General features: G+C 43.4%; 21 protein-coding genes and 1 other annotated feature. Of the genes, 3 read left to right on the top strand and 18 right to left on the bottom strand.

The window, feature by feature from the left end; translation table 11 throughout:
• Positions 1-16: 16 nt before the first annotated feature.
• From thiI to GSF08_RS06425, 3 genes are read right to left on the bottom strand one after another with little or no spacing between them, the layout of a single operon-like run.
• Positions 17-1,237, bottom strand: a complete 1,221-nt coding sequence (gene thiI / locus GSF08_RS06435; protein ID WP_160625011.1) for a tRNA uracil 4-sulfurtransferase ThiI — start codon at positions 1,235-1,237, stop codon at positions 17-19.
• Complete coding sequence (locus GSF08_RS06430) at positions 1,218-2,348, bottom strand: cysteine desulfurase family protein (RefSeq protein ID WP_160625010.1); 1,131 nt, start codon at positions 2,346-2,348, stop codon at positions 1,218-1,220. The genes thiI and GSF08_RS06430 overlap by 20 nt, the downstream gene beginning before the upstream one ends.
• 11 nt (positions 2,349-2,359) lie before the next feature.
• The gene (locus GSF08_RS06425; protein ID WP_160625009.1) at positions 2,360-4,120 is read right to left on the bottom strand and encodes a septation ring formation regulator EzrA; all 1,761 of its coding nucleotides are present in this window, start codon (positions 4,118-4,120) and stop codon (positions 2,360-2,362) included.
• A 299-nt stretch (positions 4,121-4,419) separates the two neighbouring features.
• On the opposite strand from GSF08_RS06425, the gene rpsD reads away from it, so the two are divergent.
• Positions 4,420-5,022: a 30S ribosomal protein S4 gene (rpsD, locus tag GSF08_RS06420; RefSeq protein WP_160625008.1), complete on the top strand. Its 603-nt coding sequence runs from the start codon at positions 4,420-4,422 to the stop codon at positions 5,020-5,022.
• A 585-nt stretch (positions 5,023-5,607) separates the two neighbouring features.
• Here rpsD and GSF08_RS06415 read toward each other — a convergent pair.
• From GSF08_RS06415 to GSF08_RS06400, 4 genes are all read right to left on the bottom strand, one after another.
• The gene (locus GSF08_RS06415) at positions 5,608-6,288 is read right to left on the bottom strand and encodes a PHP domain-containing protein (RefSeq protein ID WP_249805940.1); all 681 of its coding nucleotides are present in this window, start codon (positions 6,286-6,288) and stop codon (positions 5,608-5,610) included.
• Positions 6,289-6,640: 352 nt separating this feature from the next.
• Positions 6,641-7,324, bottom strand: a complete 684-nt coding sequence (locus GSF08_RS06410; RefSeq protein WP_160625007.1) for a dihydrofolate reductase family protein — start codon at positions 7,322-7,324, stop codon at positions 6,641-6,643.
• Between the two features lie 122 nt (positions 7,325-7,446).
• Positions 7,447-8,799 carry a cadherin-like beta sandwich domain-containing protein gene (locus tag GSF08_RS06405; protein ID WP_160625006.1) on the bottom strand — a complete coding sequence of 451 codons (1,353 nt, stop codon included), beginning with the start codon at positions 8,797-8,799 and terminating at the stop codon, positions 7,447-7,449.
• A 10-nt stretch (positions 8,800-8,809) separates the two neighbouring features.
• A complete protein-coding gene (locus tag GSF08_RS06400; RefSeq protein ID WP_160625005.1) occupies positions 8,810-10,204 on the bottom strand; it encodes a GH25 family lysozyme in 1,395 nt (464 codons plus the stop codon).
• Positions 10,205-10,375: 171 nt separating this feature from the next.
• On the opposite strand from GSF08_RS06400, the gene GSF08_RS06395 reads away from it, so the two are divergent.
• The gene (locus GSF08_RS06395; protein ID WP_160625004.1) at positions 10,376-11,623 is read left to right on the top strand and encodes a shikimate kinase; all 1,248 of its coding nucleotides are present in this window, start codon (positions 10,376-10,378) and stop codon (positions 11,621-11,623) included.
• A gap of 22 nt (positions 11,624-11,645) precedes the next feature.
• Here the strand turns inward: GSF08_RS06395 and aroD are convergent, their stop codons facing one another.
• The 11 genes from aroD to GSF08_RS06340 form a co-directional block, all read right to left on the bottom strand.
• Entirely contained in the window at positions 11,646-12,404 is a 759-nt protein-coding gene (gene aroD / locus GSF08_RS06390; protein ID WP_249805999.1) for a type I 3-dehydroquinate dehydratase, read from the bottom strand.
• Positions 12,385-13,179 carry an HAD-IIB family hydrolase gene (locus tag GSF08_RS06385; protein ID WP_249805938.1) on the bottom strand — a complete coding sequence of 265 codons (795 nt, stop codon included), beginning with the start codon at positions 13,177-13,179 and terminating at the stop codon, positions 12,385-12,387. Before GSF08_RS06385 ends, aroD begins: the two co-directional genes overlap by 20 nt.
• A gap of 2 nt (positions 13,180-13,181) precedes the next feature.
• Positions 13,182-13,673 carry a GNAT family N-acetyltransferase gene (locus tag GSF08_RS06380; RefSeq protein ID WP_160625001.1) on the bottom strand — a complete coding sequence of 164 codons (492 nt, stop codon included), beginning with the start codon at positions 13,671-13,673 and terminating at the stop codon, positions 13,182-13,184.
• A gap of 49 nt (positions 13,674-13,722) precedes the next feature.
• Entirely contained in the window at positions 13,723-14,454 is a 732-nt protein-coding gene (locus tag GSF08_RS06375; RefSeq protein WP_160625000.1) for a YebC/PmpR family DNA-binding transcriptional regulator, read from the bottom strand.
• A 101-nt stretch (positions 14,455-14,555) separates the two neighbouring features.
• The gene (locus tag GSF08_RS06370) at positions 14,556-15,002 is read right to left on the bottom strand and encodes a type II 3-dehydroquinate dehydratase (RefSeq protein ID WP_160624999.1); all 447 of its coding nucleotides are present in this window, start codon (positions 15,000-15,002) and stop codon (positions 14,556-14,558) included.
• Positions 15,003-15,062: 60 nt separating this feature from the next.
• Positions 15,063-17,465, bottom strand: coding sequence for a leucine--tRNA ligase (gene leuS, locus GSF08_RS06365; protein WP_160624998.1), 2,403 nt, complete (start codon positions 17,463-17,465; stop codon positions 15,063-15,065).
• A 35-nt stretch (positions 17,466-17,500) separates the two neighbouring features.
• Positions 17,501-17,695: a binding site (T-box leader), on the bottom strand.
• Positions 17,696-17,726: 31 nt separating this feature from the next.
• Positions 17,727-18,239, bottom strand: coding sequence for a P-loop NTPase family protein (locus GSF08_RS06360; RefSeq protein ID WP_160624997.1), 513 nt, complete (start codon positions 18,237-18,239; stop codon positions 17,727-17,729).
• 288 nt (positions 18,240-18,527) lie between these two features.
• Complete coding sequence (gene gltA / locus GSF08_RS06355) at positions 18,528-19,913, bottom strand: NADPH-dependent glutamate synthase (RefSeq protein WP_160624996.1); 1,386 nt, start codon at positions 19,911-19,913, stop codon at positions 18,528-18,530.
• Between the two features lies 1 nt (position 19,914).
• Positions 19,915-20,751, bottom strand: a complete 837-nt coding sequence (locus GSF08_RS06350; protein WP_160625380.1) for a sulfide/dihydroorotate dehydrogenase-like FAD/NAD-binding protein — start codon at positions 20,749-20,751, stop codon at positions 19,915-19,917.
• Between the two features lie 122 nt (positions 20,752-20,873).
• Positions 20,874-21,704: a DegV family protein gene (locus GSF08_RS06345; protein ID WP_160624995.1), complete on the bottom strand. Its 831-nt coding sequence runs from the start codon at positions 21,702-21,704 to the stop codon at positions 20,874-20,876.
• Between the two features lie 19 nt (positions 21,705-21,723).
• Positions 21,724-22,407: a M48 family metallopeptidase gene (locus GSF08_RS06340; protein WP_160624994.1), complete on the bottom strand. Its 684-nt coding sequence runs from the start codon at positions 22,405-22,407 to the stop codon at positions 21,724-21,726.
• Positions 22,408-22,601: 194 nt separating this feature from the next.
• On the opposite strand from GSF08_RS06340, the gene mnmL reads away from it, so the two are divergent.
• Positions 22,602-23,543, top strand: coding sequence for a tRNA modification radical SAM protein MnmL/YtqA (gene mnmL, locus GSF08_RS06335; RefSeq protein ID WP_160624993.1), 942 nt, complete (start codon positions 22,602-22,604; stop codon positions 23,541-23,543).
• Positions 23,544-23,616: the final 73 nt, after the last annotated feature.

Raw genomic sequence — 23,616 nt, 5'->3', positions numbered from 1 at the left:
GTAAGCAAGCTATATACTAAAATAAATCCGCATTTTCCTCAATGGAAAATTTTGTCCCTGGATACACATTGATCGTTTCGATTTGTTCAACGCAGGCTTCCACCAGCGGTTCAAAATCAAAAAAGGACTCCAGCTTTTCCGCCTTTTTCAAGGTTGGCTTGGTCACCGGATTTTTAGGGGTGAAAATCGTACAGCAGTCTTCAAACGGCTGAATGCTGATATCATACGTATCAATATGCTTTGCCAGATCGATGATTTCCAGCTTATCCATTGTTACAACAGGACGGATCACTGGAATTTGTACGACCTGATTGATCGTCTGCATGCTTTCCAGTGTCTGAGATGCTACCTGTCCAATGCTTTCTCCGTTCACGATCGCCAAACAGTTCTGTCTTTCACAAACCCGCTGGGCGATCCGATACATCATACGGCGCATAATTGTAATCGCATAGCTTTCATCACAATGCTTGTATATGGCCAGCTGCAATTCTGTGAAGGGTACGATATGAACCCGAATATGTCCTTGATAGCCTGCAACCTTCGCTGCCAGCTGCAGTACCTTTTCCTGAGCCCGCTTGGAAGTATATGGCGGAGAAGCATAGTGAATGCATTCAATCGCAACTCCGCGTTTCATAGTTAAATAGGATGCAACCGGTGAATCAATGCCGCCTGACAGCATCACCAGTGCTTTGCCGCCTACCCCAACTGGATAACCGCCGGCACCTGGTATGGTATTAATCATGATGTAAGTATCAAACTGATGCACTTCAATCTGAATCCGCAGCTGCGGATCATGCACATCAACCTTCAGTTCGGTCTGTCTTAGAATATCGGCAGCTACGGCACGGTTAATTTCATCGGAAATAAGTGGAAACTGTTTAAAGGAACGGCGGGATACGATCTTAAAGGTTAACGCATCGCTATTTTTCGCTACCTTCAGCGCCATACTGCGAATTTCTTCCATATCGGATGGTACTTTAATCGCAAAGGAAAATGAGCTGATACCAAATACCTTAGCCAGCAGATCACTCACTTTATGAGCATCTTCTCCATTCAGCATAATATACAGCCGGTCGTGAGTCTTTTCATAAGTGAGTGCCGGAAATTCACGCAGTGCATTTTTCACATTATGAAGCAGGCGGCTGATAAAATCTTTTTTATTTTTTCCTTTGGTAGATAGTTCCCCATATCGCACCAAAATATGATTATATACTACTTTATCTGATTTGATAGTCATGGATAATCTCCTTCAATGCTTCAATAAATGAAGTCAATTCTGATTGTTTGGTGAGATGAGAAAGCGATACTCGCACAGCATGGGTTGCCCTTACCTCACCAAGCCCCATCGCACTCAGCACATAAGAATGTGCTTTGGTGTGGGAAGCACAGGTACTTTGCGCAGAAACACAAAATCCCCGTTCATCCAACGCATTCAGCATGATCTCACTGCCGATCTTCAGACAAGAGAAATTTAAGATATACGGTGAGCCGGATGGATCGCTGTTGATGATAATATGATCCAGCTTTGCCAGTTCCTCACGCAGATAGTCATTTAGTCCCTTGACATAAGCGGTATGCTCGGCCTGCTTTTCTAAGGCGAGCCGCAAAGTTTTCGCAAATACGGTATTCACAGGTGAATTGCTGGTGCCGCCGCGCAGTCCCTGTTCCTGCTGGCCAGCCGAAATCAGCGGAAGCAGTTCAACATGCTGTTTTTTTATCAGCAGTCCACTTCCCTTCAGTCCATAGATTTTATGAGCTGAAAAGGTTGCCATATCCACTGCATCCAGCGGCAGCTCCACTTTACCAAGCCCCTGCACCCCATCCATATGAAAGGCCGCACGACTGAACGCATGTACATAGTCTGCTAAAACGCTTATATCATTGATCGCACCGGATTCATTATTGACAAGCATGCATGAAACCAAAATCGTATCCTTGCGCAGCGCCTGCTTCAAGCTTTCCAGTTCGACCTTGCCTTGTTCGTTGACCGGAAGATAACTAACCTCAAAACCAAACTGTTTTTCCAGCTGTTCCATCGTATGAAGAACACTAGAATGCTCAACCGCAGTGGTTATCAGATGCTTTCCCCGCTTTTGATAGTGAAAGGCATATCCTTTTAAAGCCAGATTGTTCGCCTCACTTGCGCAGGAAGTAAACAGCACTTCCTCTTTTCGAACAGAAAGCAGATCACTGATCTGCTCTCTGGCGGTTTCCATCAATTTCGCCGCTTCTCTGCCCAGCGCATGAAGCGAATCACTGTTGCCGTAATATTGTTTCAATAGTTTTGTATAAGCGTTCAACACCTCATCATTCAAAGGTGTGGTCGCCGCATAATCTAAATACACCATAGTAACCTTCCTTATACGGTTTCTGCCGTTAATTCCGGATCCTTTGTATCATGCTTCATCAGCTTTTCATAGGTTCCCGGATGCAGCTTTTCAATCGCCGCAATGGAAATTTTCAAAGCCTTTGTATATTGTCCGTTGCGAAAACACAATTCTGCTCTTGTCAGTTCAGAATCAATTTCCGGGTAGGAAGAACGGAATTTATTACCAAATACGATAGTATTCTCTACCATAATCGCCATGCCGACCAAATTGTTTACACTATTATATAAAGTGTAAATGTAATCGATTGCCTGGCGCAGTGTTTCATTTAAGTTTTTGACATCGAGCGGAGTGGAGCGAAGCAGCCCCTCTACTCTTTGAATCCATTCCTGTGCTCGTTTTAGATCCTCTTCATATTGATTGGAAATACTCGGCAGTCGATGCTTCGTTGTTTTAACGCGGATTTCGTTTACGATCAGCTGCAGCTTAACCAGTTGCTTCTTTGCACGTTCTTCATCACTGCATGCCTGCTGAAGCTTCTCTTTCATTTTTGAGATATCTTCCTGGAATGCTGAACAGCTCTGCTCCAAGCTGCGGTATGTAAGCAATACGGTAGTAAACGGAACGCTCTTTTCCAAGATAATTCGTTCCAGGCTGCGTTTCATTTCATTGAGATCAGTCAGCTTCTGATCGGTTTCTTTGAGCCGATCATTCCAATTTTCAAAGCCGAAGCGTTCATACACACGGCTATACAACTGTTCGATATCTTCAACATCCCGATTGATCGATTTTACATTTTCATAAAGGACATCCACACTGCCCATCACCTCATGATAAGCGCGTTCCTCTTTGGAAATTTGTTCTGCCAGCTGAGAAAGACGTTCCTGACTTTCCAGCAAGTTCTCCCGAACCCGGTCACAGTCACCGCTTCTCAGCTTATTCAAATCTTCCTTCAGCATATCACTGATAATTTCTAGATTTTTCTTAATATCCAAGTGATCAAGATACACGCCGATATTTTTTGCTTGGGCATAATGATATCCGACTTCATCAATCGCTCTTGGCAAAACGCCCTTTGCCAGTTCATAAAGCGGCGGCAGCGTTTCAATCAGGTGTTCCAGATTTTCGATATGCTCAGCTATTTCCTGCTGCTGATCAGCAGCTTTAGAGAACTCCGAAGCAAACATCCATTCCTCAAACAACGAAAACATTTTTTCAATCTGCGTAACTTCCTGATCCAAGTAATCCATGCTCTGATTATAGACCGCACGATTCTTTGATAAACGGCTTTTCACCTCACGGAAATTCTCTTTTAACGTATTGATCTGAACCCGCTGTTCATTTTCCTGTTCCAGCACGCTGTCCAGTGTTTCATTTACCCGTCCAACGCTCTCTTCACAAATCGTCAGCTGAATATCAATATCTTCCATCATTGCCCGACCCGCTTTTGACTTATGCATATACACAAGATCATCAGCCTCAGCCAGCATAACCGAGCATTCTTTCAGTTTCTCCTGCACTTCATCAAAATCGTTCTTGATCTGTTCCACGTGTTCAGCTACTGCATTATTTACACGGGAGAGTGCAACCGCTTTATTCACCTTGAATGCCAGCGGGATATTCTTCACTGAATTATAACGAAGCTCCAGCTCATCCAACAGCTTTCTCGCATCGCGGCGGCGGATGACCACCATGACGATCGTAATCACAATGATTGCCGCAAGACCAATGGCTATATAAAGAAACACATCTCCAGATATGACTTTTTTTACGTTAGCGATAAAATTTCCCATACGAACACCTCACTGTTCATATTGTAACATATATTCATGCTTTTTTTTAGTTCTTTTTCACGTATCAAAAAGAAAAAATTGACTTTTCCTTTTTGCTTTGTTATAGTATATTAGCGTCAAAATGATAGCAGCATGCAAAGTCTTGCAGAAGGCGTTCATAACGTACTATATAAATATACGGGATATCGTGTAACTTAGCTGCTTATAAGCGAGGATATCGTATGTATGAACACCCTGGAATGATGATTTGCGGCCTGTTATTGTTTTATGGCTCATAAAACAATAAGGAGGACATAATTATGTCAAGAATGACCGGACCGGTTTGGAAGGTTTCCCGCCGCTTAGGTTTCTCTATTTTGGAAACTGGTGAAGAACTTCAGAAACGTCAGTATGCACCAGGTCAGCACGGACCTACAAAACGTGTAAAATTAACCAACTACGGTTTACAGCTGCGTGAAAAGCAGAGAATCCGCAACATGTACGGAATCAATGAACGTCAGTTCTATAACACTTTCGTAAAAGCATCTAAAATGAAAGGTGTTAAGGGCGACAATTTCTTGTTCATGCTGGAATCTCGCTTAGACAACATCGTATACCGCATGGGTATTGCCCGCACTCGCCGCGCTGCTCGTCAGTTGGTTAACCACGGACACATCCTGGTAAACGGTAAGAAGGTTGATATTCCTTCTGCACAGGTAAAAGTTGGTTCCATAATTGAAATCAAAGAAAAATCAAAAAATATGAAAGCTATTACAGAATCTCTGGAAGCTACTCTGCACACACCTGCATTCGTTAACTTCGATAAAGATGCGAAGAAAGGTACTTACCTTCGTCTGCCGGAGCGCAGCGAATTGAATGCTGAGATCAACGAACTGTTGGTCGTAGAATTCTACAACCGGTAATAACTACAAAAAAGCCTTTAGAAAAAGGCTTTTTTTATGCTGTTGAAGCTAAAAAAGAGCATATCTCTCGCTACTTTTTTGAATCTTCATTTCCATATTACTGTCTAATACTCAATGACTTCCTCGCAAACAGTCATTTGTGTTTCAGCACTGCAAGATACAACCTTTTTCAACGCAATGTGACTAATTACAGCTCGGGAGGGTTCGGCCTGCCGTATAAAATAGGATCTGAATTGATTTCATCTACTTTCTAAGAATAAATGATTGATCTCTACCGCAAGATCCTAATCACAAACAACAGGAACTCTTTTGGCTTTACATAAAAGCTTCATAATTGTTTATCATTTGTGATTCATAATGCTTTGGTATCAGTAAAGCTATGCCGGTGTACATGCAGGCATTCACATACACACAAGTACTTTCATTCTGAAAACCGGTTTCACAAATCAAAAAATTCCGAGTCTATCTATTTCCATTTCATTTTTGAAAAGAAACGCAAAGGTATGTCATGCAGAATATTAGCTGCTAATTCTTCTCGATACTGCTCTTGCAGGGTTATTGGAGAATGTGCATCATAGCCATATATTACTTTACAGCCATAATTGGCAGCGATCTCCCAAAATTCACGAAACGGATATGGATATCGTTCTTCCTCATAGTTAGGACGATCAAAAAACGATACATCTTTTTACCATATTGAAATCCATTCAAATTGATTTCCAACGGCACATCATACTGAATGCTTGCCCTGGCAATGCGATGAGCAGCTTGCTGACATGCTTTTGAAAAATATCTCCTTCCTAGCATGTAATAGTCGGGATGCGCAACACACATGATTAAGTTTTGAGATAAAGCCTGTTCAATTTGTAAAGCATACATTACAGTATCTTTATCAGAACAATAACAGTCATATTCGTAATCCATTGTATTCAGATGCTGTCCTAAAATCATATAGTCACATTCTTTCCGCATCGCCTGTAAATACTCCTGCTGATCTTCAAAATACTCTATTTCATATCCAACCTTTATTTCGATGATCCCCTGAAATTGTTTTTTCAGATTACGGATGCTGGTCAAATATTCATCCTTTTGTTCATAATTCATGCGGCACTGCGGCTGTTGTATCTGTGGAAACGGAATATGATCGCTGAATCCGAGGAGTTTAAACCCTGCATCAATCGCACTGTTCACATATTGAATGTCCAAACCTTCCCCGTGACCGCACCGTGCGGTATGTGTGTGTAAATTAAAACTCTGTTTTCTCATGGTAAAGCTCCTTTCAAAATTTATTCACCTTCATTAAATACAGCTTTTTTTCAGCACCACTCCCTCCATAAAAAAAGCACATTCCAAACAGGAACGTGCTTTGACGCGGTGCCATCCTGATTCGCACTTAAAAAAACAGTGCGCATCTTTATTAGGAAATAACGCCTCCATGCGAAATCATCTACTTCATTTTCAATGACCCTACTCAACAAGTGTAATCCATGAGTTCCAATGTCCCCACCTCTCACCATTATGGGTTCGCTGACCATCTTTCATCACTTAATCTTGCATCAAAGTATTTACTTATAGTGTATGCTGATTATCCGATTCTGTCAATTTTCTGCTGGATAATCTAACCGATGACCTGATAACGCACTCTTACATAAGAATGTTCCAGCTTCACCAAATCAATCAATTTCAAAATTCCGAGTTTATGTAATTCATCAAGCTTCATCAATGAATCCCCATCAATTAAAGTAGAAGTTTGCTTACCGCCAATCAAGACCGGGGCAATCACAATATCGATGTAATCGAATACTTTTTCTCTTAAGAAAAGAGCATTCAGTGTGCCTCCGGATTGAATTGTCAATCGCTCACAGCCAAACTGATGATACAATGTTTCCAGCATTGATGCTGCACTGAATGAAGCCTGAAAGATAATGTCCAAATTATCAGCTGATACATGATAGGCAGGATGATTTTTATTAGATGTGACGATCACGACACGCTTCGCAAAATGGGTATAGTAAGCAATCCCATGTTCATTCAAATGATGGTTATCGACCAGCACAAAACTGACCGCGGATTGAGTTTCAGGAAATGCTTTTTCATTCACCCCGAGTTTTTGCTGAACCCTGCCTGAATTTAACGACCAAAGATCGGTGGTCTGTTCGATTTCATAATACTGATGAAGTCCCTCACATAATCCTGGAAGGGTTGGAAAATCCTGATCAACGTCAAATGCATCCGTAGCACCCGTGCTTATTTTCCCATCCAGTGACATCAGCATAAACAAGGTAGTAATCGGTCTCTTCATAGTAAGCTCCTTTCAATGAACTTGTCATCATTATACGTCAAAGAAGCTTAAATTCCTATCGTTACTTTTAGGGATAATAAAACTCCTGCTACATAACATATTGCAGGAGTTTTTTAAAACACTCATGATTTCTTTTTGCGAATGGTGAGATAAGCTGCATAACAGCCAAGACCAGCTGCCAATAGACCTAGTGCGACCGCAGTATAAGTCATCGCTGTTCTCCCAGCTTTTAAATCCTTTACCTGTTTGGTATATTCACTCTGCGTAACTGCCGCAGCACCGGAATAAAGCTGAATGGTATGCTGTGATTTTTCATATTGATAATAACGACATTTACCATCCAAATCCATTACATAAATCAGTTCATAATCTTTCATTGATTTTTCATCGAATGTCCAACCCATAACTGTGACATTTTCTATGGTCAGTTTCTGATAGTTCATGCCGGTTCGGCGCTGCTGCGCTTTTGGAATATCGATCAAAAACACTTCTCGGCCAAGCAATTTTGTATAGGTAAATGTACTGGTAACTTTTCCGTTTTCATACAAATAGAATTGTTTATTATTTTTGGTATCCATCAGATAGACAATGGTTTTCTTCATCGCCTCATTTTTCCAGGCAGGAATTTCTTTACCCTTTATTTTCAGCGTTGTCGCCGTAAAATTCGGAGGTATCGGAGCATTGCGGACATTCCTTACCACACCGAGCTTTACCCCGTTGTATTTCAAATACATTAATGGTTTTTCATCGACGATTACTTTTACTTTATATACTTTCACCGATTTATTTTCTGCCGTTACGGTAATATCAAAATCATTATCACCAGGCTCCAGAGCCTTTTCTCCGGTTCCTTCTACGGTTGCCTTGGTATCATTTGCTTCTGCTTTCAGCGTGATCTTTTTCGCAGTTGCCGGCAGATTAACATTATAGGAAGTTGTATCCTTTGAAAATTCAGGGGTCAATTTTCCTTCACTAACGCTCAAACTTTTTAAATCGTTATCCTTAGAATGTGTGTCATCCTCTGGATCTGGAGTCTGTGGCGTTGTCTGAGAACTGCTGGATGAACCGCCGCCGCTGGGAGTCCAGGAACCGCCGCCGCTATTCGTGGCTGCTGAAACATGCGCAGAGGTCGATATTGGAAAATCACTATTAGGGTTATCATAATCTGTTGCGGTACCAGAAATAGTAACCGTTGCACCTGCCGAAGAATTCAAGCGAGCGACAATATTCTTAGTTTCACCTTTATCAATACTGCCACTGATTCCACTGATAATTGTACATCCCGAACAGGTAACGCTTATTCCCTCAATAAATAAATTGGATGATCCAACTGTAACAGTAAAGTTACTTCCAACCCTGACAGATGTAGGAGAAGCATTCGCCCACATATTGCCGGCATAAATTTCGCTGTGTTGTCCAACCATAAACATCAGGCAAACAAGTAATACAATAAATCTGTTTCTAAATTTTTTCATGCTGTCTCCTTTATTGCGTAATTGTCGTTTTACCGTCTATATGATTTCTTATTCTCACATAGTCAATCCCACTAATCTTCCCATCGTTATTAATATCTGAAGCCAAACTTTCTATAGAATTAAATTGTGATTTCCCATCAATTTTATTCCTTACCTTCACATAATCAATGCCACTTATTTTACCGTCCCCGTTTACATCACCACGGATTACCACCGCCATCTTGTATACCTGATCAGCAGCACGGCTATTCATTTCAATCGTGATCGTTTGTCCTGTGGCAACTATCCCCGATGTGATCACATTACCGTTTATACCATACAAAGTAACCTTACCAAGACCGGCAAGCGATGACTGCAAAGCACTGATATCCGAATTCAGCTGAAATCCGGTAAGATAGCCGGCATTGAATTTAATATTCTTTTCTGCTAATTTCTCCGTAACCGCTTCTGGCACACTGGCTGACACACTCGCATTATACATGAAATCACTGAAACAGCTGATATCTACGCGTCCATTGATACCTTTTACTGAACCGCTGTTGGTATACTGCCAACCCTGAACACCATTGTAAAAGGTATTCGTATAACCAAGCGTCTGGGTATACGCAGCAATCCAGGAAACATATGATAATATTTTAGAACTGTTCAATGCATTTTGCAGATAGTTTCGATAACTGTATACATGAACTTTCCCAGCATAACCATGCGTATTCATATAATTGATAAAGGTCGCAATGATTGATTCATATTGTGATGGTGAAGTCGGATGATACCGAACGACACCTAAATGATAAAAGGGATCAAATCCTTCAATATCATAATAGATCGGATAAGATAAATTCACCTGGACCTTGGATAGCAGATTCACCACATCTGCCGCTTCATGATATGCGAAATTCGCATCATATGCATAGCTATACATATAAATTCCATAAGGTATCCCAAGCCGGTTACATTCCTGAACATTTCGCACAAACTGCTTATCATAGCCATTTTCATAACCATAGCTGATCCTCAGGATTGCGCCATCTATTCCGGCAGCTTTCACCTGATCCCAGTTAATAACGCCCTGGTGCTCAGATACATCGATGATCATTTTTGAACCAGCATGATACATCATATTTCCGTTCGCATCATAAAAGCGTTTTACACCACCGGTATTCGTCCAGTACGGCGCGGCCGCACTGCGCTGCATAGTGTGATCGAGCGCCGCAACAGTATCGCCCATTTCTGCGTTTTTCATTCCGCTGATGTCCTTGCGATCAATGGGTACCGCATTCTCATCTGTAACAATCTCCACATCATCAAAAAGACCAGTGGATTTACCGCTGTCTTCCGCATGAACACTGGACTGATTCATGATACATATTGCACCGACAAAAATAATACACAACAATTTTTTCATAGCTATTCCACATCCCATTAAAATTTGTATAATAAGTATACCATACCCACTAGAAATAAAAAGAAATAATTTATGTGAAAACGGAAACTTACGCTGGTAAAGATTATGAAATTTATTTGCTTTCGTTTTCACTATCTATTATCATTATTAGTAAGAAGTGAGGAATCTGAAATGAAATATGGATTGATAGGAGAAACACTGGGTCACAGCTATTCAAAAGAAATACATGAACAGCTGGCTGATTATACATATGATTTGATGCCGGTGGCAAGCGCAGATTTTCCAGCATTTATGAAACACCGTAAATTTCAGGCAATCAATGTAACAATTCCATATAAAGAGCAAGTCATTCCTTATCTTGCCGGCATGGATGAGCGGTCAAAGGCCATTCAAGCGGTAAATACTATTGTGAATCAAAACGGAAAGCTATATGGATTCAATACCGATTTTGATGGATTTTTATATACCCTGAAACGGCATCAGATAGATGTTGCGCGCAAAAAGGTAATCGTATTGGGCTATGGCGGTGCTTCCAAGGCTGTGCTGGCAGTATTGAAATATTTGAAAGCAGGAACGATCATCATCGTAAACCGCACTCCCTATGCCGCAACAATCTCCTATGAGGAATGTTATCGCACCTGTACGGATGCTGACATCATCATCAATACCACATCGGTAGGGATGTATCCTAAAATAGAATCTTCACCGCTTGATCTGCATAATTTTCAAAAGTGTGAAGCCGTAATCGATATCATTTATAATCCTTTAAAAACAAAGCTGCTGATAGAAGCTAAACAGCTTGGCATAAAAGCCGTAAACGGTTTAGAAATGCTGGTTGCACAGGCAAAATACGCGGTCGAGCATTTTCAAAATCAGAAAATTGATAATTCCCGAATTGATGATATTTACCAATCGCTCCATCAGCGTGTCCGCAATCTGGTTCTGATCGGTATGCCAAGTGTTGGTAAAACCACGATAGGCAGACAGTTGAGCAGGATCATGCAGCGTCCGTTCGTCGATCTCGATCAAAAGCTTGTGGAAACTGTGAACATGTCCATTCCGGACTATTTTCAAGCCCATGGGGAAACAGCTTTCCGTGATCGTGAAAGTGAAGTATGCAGGCAGTACGGCGTTCAAAACAATCTGATCATCGCAACCGGCGGCGGCGCGGTACTGCGTTATGAAAACATTCAGGCCTTGCAGTCAAACGGGCTGATAATCTGGCTGCGACGCCCTTTATCCGAATTGATCAGTGATGAAACCCGGCCGCTGTCAAGCAGTCCGCAGGCAATTAAAAAGCTGTATCAGGAAAGGCTGCCGTTATATGAAAAAGCTGCTGATCTTATCATCGACAACGATCAATCACTTGATCATACCATTCAGCAAATCTTACAAAGCCTAATAAACGGAAACCTGTAATTAGATTTCCGTTTTCTTTTGGTTATTGAGTTTGAAGCAGTTTGCGCAGTGAGGAAGCGGGAAGCTGACCCGGGGCACTGGCGGCAGAAGCTGTTGCAAAGCTGATACAGCTTCCTGTTTCCTTTAATTGAATGCGCGATTTAACCCCCAATTCACCCATGGAAATCGTTATTGCCATGGTTTCATGAGTTTGGGTAAAAAGACTGCTGACCTCCATCAGCCGTTTAACATCCATTTCTGTTTGCGGCATAACTGCCAGCTTTACAAGATCAGCTCCCAACGCCTCCTGTTCATTTAAGATAGCAAGCATCTGTTCATTGGAAGGGGTCGCTTGAAAATCATGATAAGAAAGAATGATCCATTTATTATGTCGGTGAAGATCATCTAACAGCATCCGCATCCGATCGGCTTTTTGCTTTACAAGCATTAATTGAAGATCATACATCATAAAGCACGGAAACTTCAATGACATTCTGATCATGTGCTCATATTCGCTTAAAGCTATGTCTTTTTCACCGCCTTCCGCCGCGGTTCGAATTGTAAATATCACTGGTTTATGAATGTTCTGAAGCTGATTTGATACGGCGGATAAGCCATCCTTCAGCTCCCCCTGCCAGTAATCAGCACGCCATTCGATCAAATCAATATCCGCCGACTGTCGATGAATCATTTCAAGCTGTTGCTTCAGCTCCTTTTCATCCGAGGGCGTCAGCGGAACACAGATTTTCGGTTGTTCTTTTGAAAGGATGCAGCCAGACCCGTTAAGCGGCTTCATTTTCATCACCGTCTATCCAGCCGAAATGGCGGCATGCATATGCAATTCCTCCGTCATCCACGCTTTTGGTCACAAACGTTGCCTTTGCTTTCAGTTCCGGAATTGCATTGCCCATGGCAATGCTTGTCCATTCCTCACGAAACATCTTCAAATCATTTTTACCGTCACCGAATACGACAACGTCTTCATAAGGAGCATGAAAATAATCCATGATCTTATAGATTCCCTTTGCCTTGTCATCGGGTTCAACAAATACATAATCCGGATGATAGCGAGCATATGGTAAATCCTTTAGTCCCTGTATAGCAGTTTCGCTCCCCTCATCACAGCAAACATATACTTTATAGATTTCAGACAGTTCATGAACATCCAAATCCGGATCAATTTTTGTTTCCATGTAAGAATCTCTGGTACGTTTTAAAAAAGCCGTGTTTTTACACCAGCGGCAGCGGGCATTTTCATAGCTGACACCCCATGGTATTCCCTTGGCTTCACATTCATCGATCAGGGTAACCGCCAATTTTTTATCAAGCGGTTCGATTCCCTGCAATTTCCGATTGATCGTCACGGCATTTCCGCCATCACTCACCATATTATCAAAATCGAATTCATCAAGATAAGCTTCTGCCATCGCATAAGCGCGTCCGGTCGCAATCGCCAGAAAATGTCCCTTTCTGCGAAGTTCGCGTATTGCGGCCTTTGTCGAAGCAGGAATATTTCCTCCCTGCGGATTATTCGTCAGCGTTCCGTCGATATCAAAGAAAAAATATTTTCTGCGCATTGCTAATCCTCCCATCGAGCATGATACAAAGCTGTATCGTAATCATCAAAAATAGACGCAATTCGTACCAGCGTAAAACCATTGCGTTCATAAAAGCTGCGAAGCTTATCCTTATAAGCTCTGACATCCAGACGTACCTCGTCCAATCCCCGCCTTCTGCCTTCCTGTTTAAAAAATTCTAAGAAAGCCACGCCGACTCCGTTTTTTCGCCAATCCTCATGCACCGCAAGCTTATGGATATACAGACTCTCATGACGGGGAGTCTTCGGCCAGTAGATCGGATCATAATCTGCAATGATGCATGCTCCGATGATTTCACCCTGCATTCGGGCAATATAGAAATGCTCAAGCGAATAGATTTCGGTCAACGCATCCCACGTGACATCAGACTGTTTCCATTGCGATTGCCCCATTTGGTCTTGAAACTGCACGATCTGCTGATACAATTCTACAATATCCGCAATATCCTCATATGAAGCTGATACAATTTCCATATTTTCACTCCTATGAAAAAAAGAACCGGAAATATCCGGCTGTCTTTTTTTATTCCTCGTTTACATTGGACACATTGTGATAAACATTCTGTACATCATCAACATCATCCAGCATGGTCAGCAGACGTTTGAACAGCATCAAGTCTTCGCCTTCCAGTTCAACGTATTCATGCGGCAGCATCATCAGCTCCATTACATCGAATTTCACTTCCGGGATCAGTGCTTCTACTGCTTCTTTCGCTTTATTCAGATCCTGCGGCTCAACCGTTACACTCATATGTCCTTCATCAACTTCAATATCTTTCAGCTCAACATCGGCCATGATCAAAGCATCCATCATCGCTTCTTCATCAGCATAGTCAAACACCAGCATTCCGACATGATCGTAATTGAATGCTACTGAACCGGATACACCGATCTTCGCATGTGATTTATTAAAAGCTCCGCGAAGCTCCGCAATCGTACGATTCGCGTTATCCGTAAGGCATTCTACCATGACTGTTGCCAGACCACCGGAACCAAAGCCTTCATACATCGAGCTTGTATAATTTTCCGTTGATCCGCCTTTGGCTTTTTCAATCGCCCGTTTGATGACATCAGCAGGAACCTGATTTGCTTTTGCCCGTTCAATTGTCTTTTTTAATACTGCATTCATATCCGGATCAGGGACACCGCTTTTCGCCGCCATGTAAATTTCTTTACCAAAGCGGGAATATACTTTTGCTTTTGCATTTGCGGTTTTCGCCATAGCGGCGGCACGCACCTCGAAATGTCTACCCATGATTTATCACTCTCCAAATTTTCCTTGTCTATTATAGCAGATATTCATATAGCTGACAAATATTACTTACTTTTCGCCAATTACGGATGAATACCTGTGATTTATACCGTACGCTGATATTCAAGGAGTCCCCGCATGCCCAGCTCATATACTGAAAAACCAAAGCCGCTGATATAGCCAGCACATGCCTTCGCAATCACACTATGCGATCGAAATTCTTCACGATCATGCATATTGGTAATGTGAACTTCCACGACCGGAACGCGATCATGTATGCTTTTGATCGCATCATACAGCGCATAACTATAACAGGCATAGGCTCCGGCATTGAGCACAACTCCGGCATACGCCTCAAAATAGGCCCGCTGCAGTGCATCAATCAAGTCTCCCTCGCCGTTGTATTGAAAAATATCCGCCTGCACCTGAAGCTGTTTCGCCGCTTGCTCGATCGTCCTGCACAGTGCGTTATAGTCTGCATCACCGTATACTTCTTTTTCGCGGATCCCCATCATATTCAGATTGCAGCCGTTCAGAATCATCAGTTTCATAACATCACATCCTTTTCTTCATTATAATACGGATTAAAAAAAACGGAAGACGACTTCCGTTTAATTTGCGACAATATTTACGACCCTGCCCTTTACTACAATGATCTTACGAACGGTTTTATCGGCCAGCTGAGTCTGCACGGCGGATATATGCAATGCCTGTTCTTTGAGCGCTTCTTCATCCGTACCAACCGCAGCGCTGAATTTGCCGCGCAGCTTTCCGTTGACCTGAACAATGACTTCAACCACATCTTCAACCAGCATGGATTCATCATGAATTGGCCATGGTTCATAGGCGATCGTTCCCTCATGATGAAAGACTTCAGACCAGATTTCTTCACCGATATGCGGAGCGAAGCAGGCAAACATTTTAACAAATCCTTCCGCATACTTTCGGCAGATCGTTTCACATTTGTAACAATCATTGACAAATACCATCATTGCTGAAATGGCAGTATTCAGATTCAGTGTTTCCACATCACCGGTGACCTTCTTCACCATCGCATGGTAGCTGCGATCCAGCTTGCCGTCATTTTCTTTGACGATTTGAATCTGCTGCGTAAACAAACGATAGACACGATCGATCCAGCGGCGTGCGCCGTCCAAGCCGGTTGTGCTCCATGGCAGCGCTGCCTCCAGCGGTCCCATGAACATTTCATAAACCCGCAGCGCATCGGCGCCATGAGACAAAATGATATCATCCGGATTCACAACATTGCCGCGAGATTTTGACATTTTTTCATTATTTTCACCGAGGATCATCCCTTGATGAAACAGCTTCTGGAATGGTTCCTTCGTAGGAACCACACCGCAGTCATACAGCACTTTATGCCAGAAACGGGAATACAGCAGATGCAGGACCGCGTGCTCTGCCCCGCCGACATATAGATCGACCGGCAGCCAATGCTTCAGCAATTCCGGATCAGCCAGCGCTTCATGATTATGCGGATCAATATAGCGCAGATAATACCAGCAGCTGCCAGCCCATTGCGGCATGGTATTTGTTTCTCGGATACCCTTGACGCCATCAATCTCCACATGTAGGAAATCCTCACAATGAGCTAGCGGTGATTCACCGGTTCCGGAAGGCTTGAAGTTATCCGTTTCAGGCAGCTCCAGCGGCAATTCATCGACGTCCACCGCACGCATCGTTCCATCCTCCATATGGATGATCGGAATCGGTTCGCCCCAATATCGCTGCCGGGAGAACAGCCAGTCGCGCAGCTTATACGTAACCTTGGCCTCACCGCATTGATGTTCTTTCAGCCATTCGATCATCGTATCGATCGCGGTCTGCTTGTCCATACCGTTTAGAAATTCTGAATTGATATGTAACCCATCTTCGGTAAATGCTTCCTTTGCGACATCGCCGCCCGCCAGCACCGGTTTGATTTCCAATCCGAATTTTTTGGCGAAGGCATAATCCCGGTCATCATGAGCAGGTACCGCCATGATAGCACCGGTACCATAGCTTGCCAATACATAATCGGAAATCCAGATCGGCACTTCCTTACCGTTGACCGGATTGATCGCATATGCACCGGTAAAGACACCGGTCTTATCTTTATTCAATTCGGTGCGCTCCATATCGGATTTCATCGCGCACACCTGCTTGTAAGCAGCTACTTCAGCTTTTTGCGCTTCACTGGTTATCTCATCCACGAACGGATGTTCCGGCGCCATGACGCAATAGGTTGCACCAAACAGCGTATCACACCGGGTCGTAAAGACGGTAAATTCTTTATCAGTATCTTTAATTTTAAAGATAACGTTTGCCCCTTGCGATTTACCGATCCAGTTGATCTGCATTTCTTTGGTGGAAGCCGGCCAGTCGCAAAGCTCCAGGTCTTCTAACAATCGCTCTGCATAAGCAGTAATTTTCAATACCCACTGACGCATCGGCTTACGAATGACCGGAAAGCCGCCCCGCTCACTTTTGCCGTCGATTACCTCTTCATTGGCCAACACAGTACCAAGCTCTGGACACCAGTTCACCGGGATCTCCGCCACATAAGCAAGACCCTTTTCATATAACTTCAGGAAAATCCACTGTGTCCATTTATAATAGTCGGAATCAGTGGTCGAAATTTCCCGATCCCAGTCATAAGAGAATCCTAGCGCCTGAATCTGTTCCCGAAAATGATCAATATTCTTTTTCGTAAATTCCGCCGGATGATGTCCGGTATTGATGGCAAATTGTTCTGCCGGAAGTCCGAACGCGTCCCAGCCCATCGGATGCAGCACATTATAGCCCTGCATACGCTTCATGCGGGCAATGATATCAGTTGCCGTATACCCTTCCGGATGCCCGACATGCAGACCGTTTCCGCTCGGATACGGAAACATATCCAGCACATAGTATTTCGGTTTTGAAAAATCATGCGTATCACACGCGAATGTTTTGTTGGTAAGCCAATAATTCTGCCATTTTTTCTCAATGGTCTTGTGATCAAATGTAGCCATTTTTATCCACCTCTCTGAACATAAAAAAACGTCCTTCTAAGGACGTTTTATACGCGGTACCACCTTAGTTCATATCCTTCTGGATATGCCCTTCAACCCTTAACGCGGGAAAATACGGATTTCCATCAGCTCCACAGCGAGTTCACGTCGTTTACTGTTCTGATTTCCACCAGCCATCAGATCTCTATCACAGGCAACTTGACGCTACTGCTCTGTTTCATAGCTTTTACTCGTTTAGTATACAAAAGAAAGCCGATTCCGTCAACTGCCGTTTTCAAAACCGATAATCATTTCCTCTATCTGCTGGGCGGTTCTTAAATGTTCCGTTTTAAGCGGAAATCGTTCCTCGATCATCGCAAAGTATTCCTGTTTTGACAAATGATCACCACTCATCCAATAAAGCAGCTTTACAAGGGATTTCAAGGACTCCCGCTTGCTTTTCTCCAATCCGAGCTTTCGTCTGAAAAAACGTTTCATGACGTGCCAACGACAGCTTGCAAGAGATATATCCAATAGGATGATATGATCCGCCTGCTGAAGCGACTCTTGAATCCAGCTAGTATAAATACCTTCGATGATCCACGCATCCTGAAGCAAAATCGAATGAAAGATGCGGCTTCGTTTCGCCAGTGGCATGGTTACTCCATAAGTCTTTTGCGTATTGTCCCAGAATATATCATCCAGATCATAATGCGGTATCTGAAGCAGCTTTGACAAATTACCGGCCAGGGTTGATTTTCCGCTGCCGCTGGCTCCGATGATATGGATTTTCATAAACTGTACCTCCCGTAATGTAAAAACACAGACCGTCGTCTGTGCTTTACAGTGTCTTAAACATGTAATTGAAAGGAAATATGAATAAGAAACATTTGCATTTGTGCGATTACATAAAAGGAAGGAATGTAAAGAATACACAAATAGCTTCTCTCAAAACATTGCCTAAGTGTTTTGAAAGAGGGTGTTAGAATGAAAAAAATGATGGTTTAGAAGAAGGTCTTCCCTTTCTTCTATTCGTATTTTACCACATCCTGTAATAAAATGTAACCCCTTTCAGATATTTTTTTATTTCTTCATCAAATATGCGTCAATGGCATGTGCAGCTTTTTTACCGGCACCCATTGCCAGAATTACCGTCGCCGCACCGGTTACCGCATCACCGCCGGCATACACTCCCGGCAGTGACGTAAGTCCGTTCTCATCCGCCACGATACAGCCGTGCTGATTAGCTTCTAATCCCTGGGTCGTTGAGCGGATCAGAGGATTTGGAGAAGTGCCGATTGCCATGATCATACAGTCAATATCCATAATGAAGTTACTTCCTTCAACTGCAATCGGACGGCGGCGTCCGCTGGCATCCGGTTCACCCAGCTCCATCCGTACGCATTCCATGCCTTTCACCCAGCCCTGTTCATCACCGAGCACCTGGATCGGATTGGTCAACAGCTCAAACTTGATGCCCTCTTCCATGGCATGCTCCACCTCTTCCTTACGCGCCGGAAGCTCTTCTAAAGAACGGCGATATACGATACTGACTTCTTCAACTCCCAGTCGTTTGGCACAGCGCGCCGCATCCATCGCTACATTGCCGCCGCCGACAATAACGGCTTTCTTAGCATGCTGGATCGGTGTATCCACTCCTTCTTCATAGGCCTTCATTAAATTAATACGGGTCAAAAATTCATTGGCGCTGTATACTCCTTTCAAATTTTCTCCCGGCATCTTCATAAAATTGGGCAGGCCGGCACCGGTGCCGATAAAGACTGCCTCAAAGCCCATTTCAAACAATTCCTCAATCGTTAAAACCCGGCCGATAACCATATTGGTTTCAATATCAACGCCCAGCTTTTTTAAATTGTCAATTTCCTGATGTACGATTTCTTTGGGCAGACGGAATTGCGGAATACCATAGACCAAGACACCGCCTGCTTCGTGCAGGGCCTCATAAATGGTAACCTCATAGCCGGCATTCGCCAGATCACCGGCGCAGGTAAGCCCCGCCGGGCCGGCGCCGATCACCGCAACCTTATGGCCGTTTTTCACCGGCTGCTTGATTGCTTCAACCGCCTTTGCCATATGTGTATCTGCCGCAAATCGCTCCAGCCGGCCAATCGCCACGGCTTCCCCCTTGATACCGCGTACACATTTTTGTTCACACTGCGATTCCTGCGGGCATACGCGGCCGCATACCGCAGGCAGTGAGCTGGACAGCTTCAGCGTGTGATAGGCACCCTCCATATCGCCTTCCTTGATTTGTTCAATAAAGGTTGGAATATCAATACCTACCGGACAGCCGGCAACACATGGTTTATTGATGCAGTGCAGACAGCGTTCAGCTTCTTCCTTCGCCATGGCTTCATTATAGCCAAGGGTTACCTCCTCAAAGTTCTGACTGCGAACCATGCCGTCCTGCACTGGCATCGCCACTTTTTCTAAACTCATATTCGGCATGTTAAGCACCCTCCTTCAGTAAATGACACTCGCGTTCCCGCTCCTGCGCTTCAAAATCCGCATATGTGCGAGATCGTGATATCGCTTCATCAAAATCAACCAGATGACCGTCAAAATCCGGTCCGTCAACACAGGCAAACTTTGTCTCATCGCCCACTTTCAGGCGGCATCCGCCGCACATGCCGGTACCGTCAATCATAATCGGATTCATGGATACCATGGTCTTAATATTGTATTCTTTTGTAAGCATACAGACAAATTTCATCATGATCAACGGTCCGATCGCAATGACCTCATCAAATTTCTCACCTGCTTCAATCAATTCTTTCAACACATCGGTAACCAGCCCTTTGCGTCCGGTCGAACCATCGTCACTGATCAAATGAAAATCACTGACCTGCTGAAATTCCTTTTCTAATATCACAAGGTCCTGAGAACGGAAACCGGCAATCGCTGTAACCTTTGCCCCCTGTTCATGAAGTCCCTTGGCAACCGGATAAGCGATCGCACAGCCGACACCCCCGCCGACAACACAGACATGCTTCTTATTTTTGATATCAGTCGGTTTTCCCAGCGGTCCGACAAAATCCAAGATACTGTCACCCTCATTCAACATATTCAAGAGCTTGGTGGTACGTCCTACGATCTGAAAAATGATCGTAATCGTTCCTTCCTCACGGTCATAATCCGCAATGGTCAGCGGAATTCGTTCCCCCTGTTCCTGTACCCGTAAAATGATAAACTGTCCGGGCTGTGCCTTTTTGGCAATAAACGGTGCCTGCACAACCATTTTGGTAACGGTTGGATTCAGCACTTCTTTCTTGGTTATAAGATACATCATATTCTCCTTTCCATTTTGTACTATCATATGTTTATTTTACGCTCTTTCATGACTTGACGCAATGTGAGCCAAGTAAATAAAGCAAGAAAAAAAAGCAGACGTATCTGCCTTTTAAACTTTTACTTATGAATGTACTGGATAGCTATACAATCAGGTCCGCCCTGGGTGATAAAAGCAGGAGACAGCTCCAGCATTTCATATACAGCATCAGGGAATATTGCCTGCAGGGCATCCATAATCTTCAAGGCTGCTTTCTCAGCCCGGCTATGGGCAACGTAAATATGATAATCCCCATTTACTCCCTGCTTCTGAAAAAAATCAAGCACTGCTGCGACTGCCTGCGTAAGTGTCCGGCTGATCGTAAACTTATCCAGCCGTGTGCCGTTGTCCACCGCCATCATCACCGGTTTTAATTTCAGCAATCCGCCCAGCGTAGCGGCAGCGGGCTTCAGCCGTCCTCCCCGCTTCAAGAAACCAAAATCCTGCGGAATCAAAAAGGAATTTGTTTTGGAAATGCTTTCTTGCAGTGAAGCAACGATTTCCTTCATCACTTTGCCCTCCAGCATCAGCCGATGAGCCTTTTCCACCAAATAACGATGAGGACCGCACAGCGTTTGTGAATTCAGCACAGTTACGCGTTCCTTGTCGGATATGCTCTCTCTTGCGGTTAAAGCGCTCTGATAGGTACCGGAAAGACCGTCAGCCATACAAATATGTAAAATTTCTTCATTTGGATAGCGTTCATAGATTTCAATAACTTCTCCGATCGGCGGCTGAGAAGAAGTCGGAATGTAGCCGGCTTTGATTTCTTCATAAAAAACAGCACTATCAAAACACAAGTCTCGATAATGCTGGTCATGAATGCTCACACAGAGCGGTATTACTGTGAACCCCCTTGCTTCCCCCTGCTGAATCGTGTATAAAGCCGAAGTATCAGTAATCAGTTTCATGGCAGTCTCCTTCTTATGATCAGGCAGCGAGTTCAATACGCTGCTTATAATCCTTCATATGCGATTCGATAATTGCGTAAAAGGCTTTGGAATGGTTTGGCTGGATGAAGTGCACAAATTCATGCATCACTACATATTCAATGAATTCTATCGGATAATGAATCAGTCTGCGGCTTAGTGTAATCTGCTGTTTCGCAGGTATACAGCTTCCCCAGCGGCGGCTCATGCGCCGCACTTTGATATCTGCGTTGGGAAGATCATACTCCTTCAAAATCCGCCGCGTAATGTGTGCAATGTCCTCAAACACATCATGACACTGCTGATCGATAAAAGCATCAAGCACCTTTTGGTAATTCTGACCCTTTTTCGTCTGTACATATAGGTTATTATCATCATACCACACCCGATTCATACTGCCGCATAAATGTTTGATTTTCAACTCACGGCCGAACAGCATAAACAAAGAAGCATCCTCTTGGCATACTGCATTGCGGTGCTGCACTTTATCACGGTGTTCCTGAATCCAAAGATATTTACTCGCAACAAAATCATCAATACGCTTTTTAGATACGATCGGATTAGCAGAAACCACGACATCCCCGTGATCATTTATCCGCATATTGATGTTTTTAACCTGTTTATAAACCAGGACATACTGCACCGGGCAGGTAGCACATTGAATTTTTTCTCTTTCCTTGATCATTTCGATACTCACCCCTGCACATTCCAATAATTACCAATTATAAATTGATGAAAATTTATTACATCACGATTATGATTAGATGTATTGCGTATTACATATTATATCCCAAAGGGTGCTGTTTGAAAAGATAAATTATAAGAACTTCCATGATTTTCATATGTCCTTATGATACAATAACGAGCAGGAGGAACAACATGATAAATCCATTTCCTTTTTCATCCGATAATAAGCGCTATTATACCTGGAATTATTACCTGCGAACCCAGTTTCACGAGAAATTGATTAAAATTGCACTGGACGGCGGTTTCAGCTGTCCCAATCGGGATGGTACCTGCGGTGTCGGCGGCTGTATTTTCTGCAGTGAACAAGGAAGCGGAGAATTCACCCAGTCACGTACACTTGATCTAATTGCGCAGTATGAGGCCGGAAAACAGCAGTATCAGGCAAAATGGCCGAAATGCCGAGGCATCGCTTACTTTCAAAATTTCACCAACACCCATGGCAGCATCGCCAAACTGAAAGAATGCTTTGAGCCGTTTTTGAAGCTGGACGACTGTGCCGGCATATCAATCGGCACAAGAGCAGACGCACTCGACGATGCGAAAATTACATATCTGCAGTCCCTTTGTGAACATAAGCCGGTTTGGATTGAACTCGGTTTGCAAAGCACCTATGATGAAACAGCAAATTTGATGAACCGCGGGCATTCCTATCAAACCTTTTTGAATATTATCAATAAGCTGAAGGATACCGATTTAAAAGTGGTTGTTCATCTCATTAACGGACTTCCCGGTGAAACCTATGAGCAAATGCTGAATAATGCAGTACGGGTGGGAAAACTTCCGATCCATGGCTTAAAGCTTCACATGCTTCATATCCTGAAAAACACACGGCTCGCAGAGCTTTATGAACAAACTCCTTTTCCGATCATGTCTCGAAATGCCTATATCTCTCTAGTTGTCGATCAGCTGGAACGCATACCTTCATCAATCGTTATCCAGCGGTTAACCGGTGACGGACGTGCATGTGATCTCATCGCTCCGGTATGGACAACTGATAAAAAGAAAGTGCTGAACGGCATTGATCAAGAGCTTGCACGGCGGAATAGCTGGCAGGGTAAATATTTACAAAAATAAAAAAAGTACATCTCAACTCAAAATTGAAGGATGTACTTTTCATTTGAGATTATGCATAAAAATCTATTATCGT

The sequence above is a fragment of the Copranaerobaculum intestinale genome, from assembly GCF_009831105.1.
Classification (GTDB): Bacteria; Bacillota_I; Bacilli_A; order Erysipelotrichales; family Erysipelotrichaceae; genus Copranaerobaculum; species Copranaerobaculum intestinale.
The sequence above is the reverse complement of the archived record's forward strand: the minus strand, read 5'-3'. Positions and strand labels throughout refer to the sequence as shown.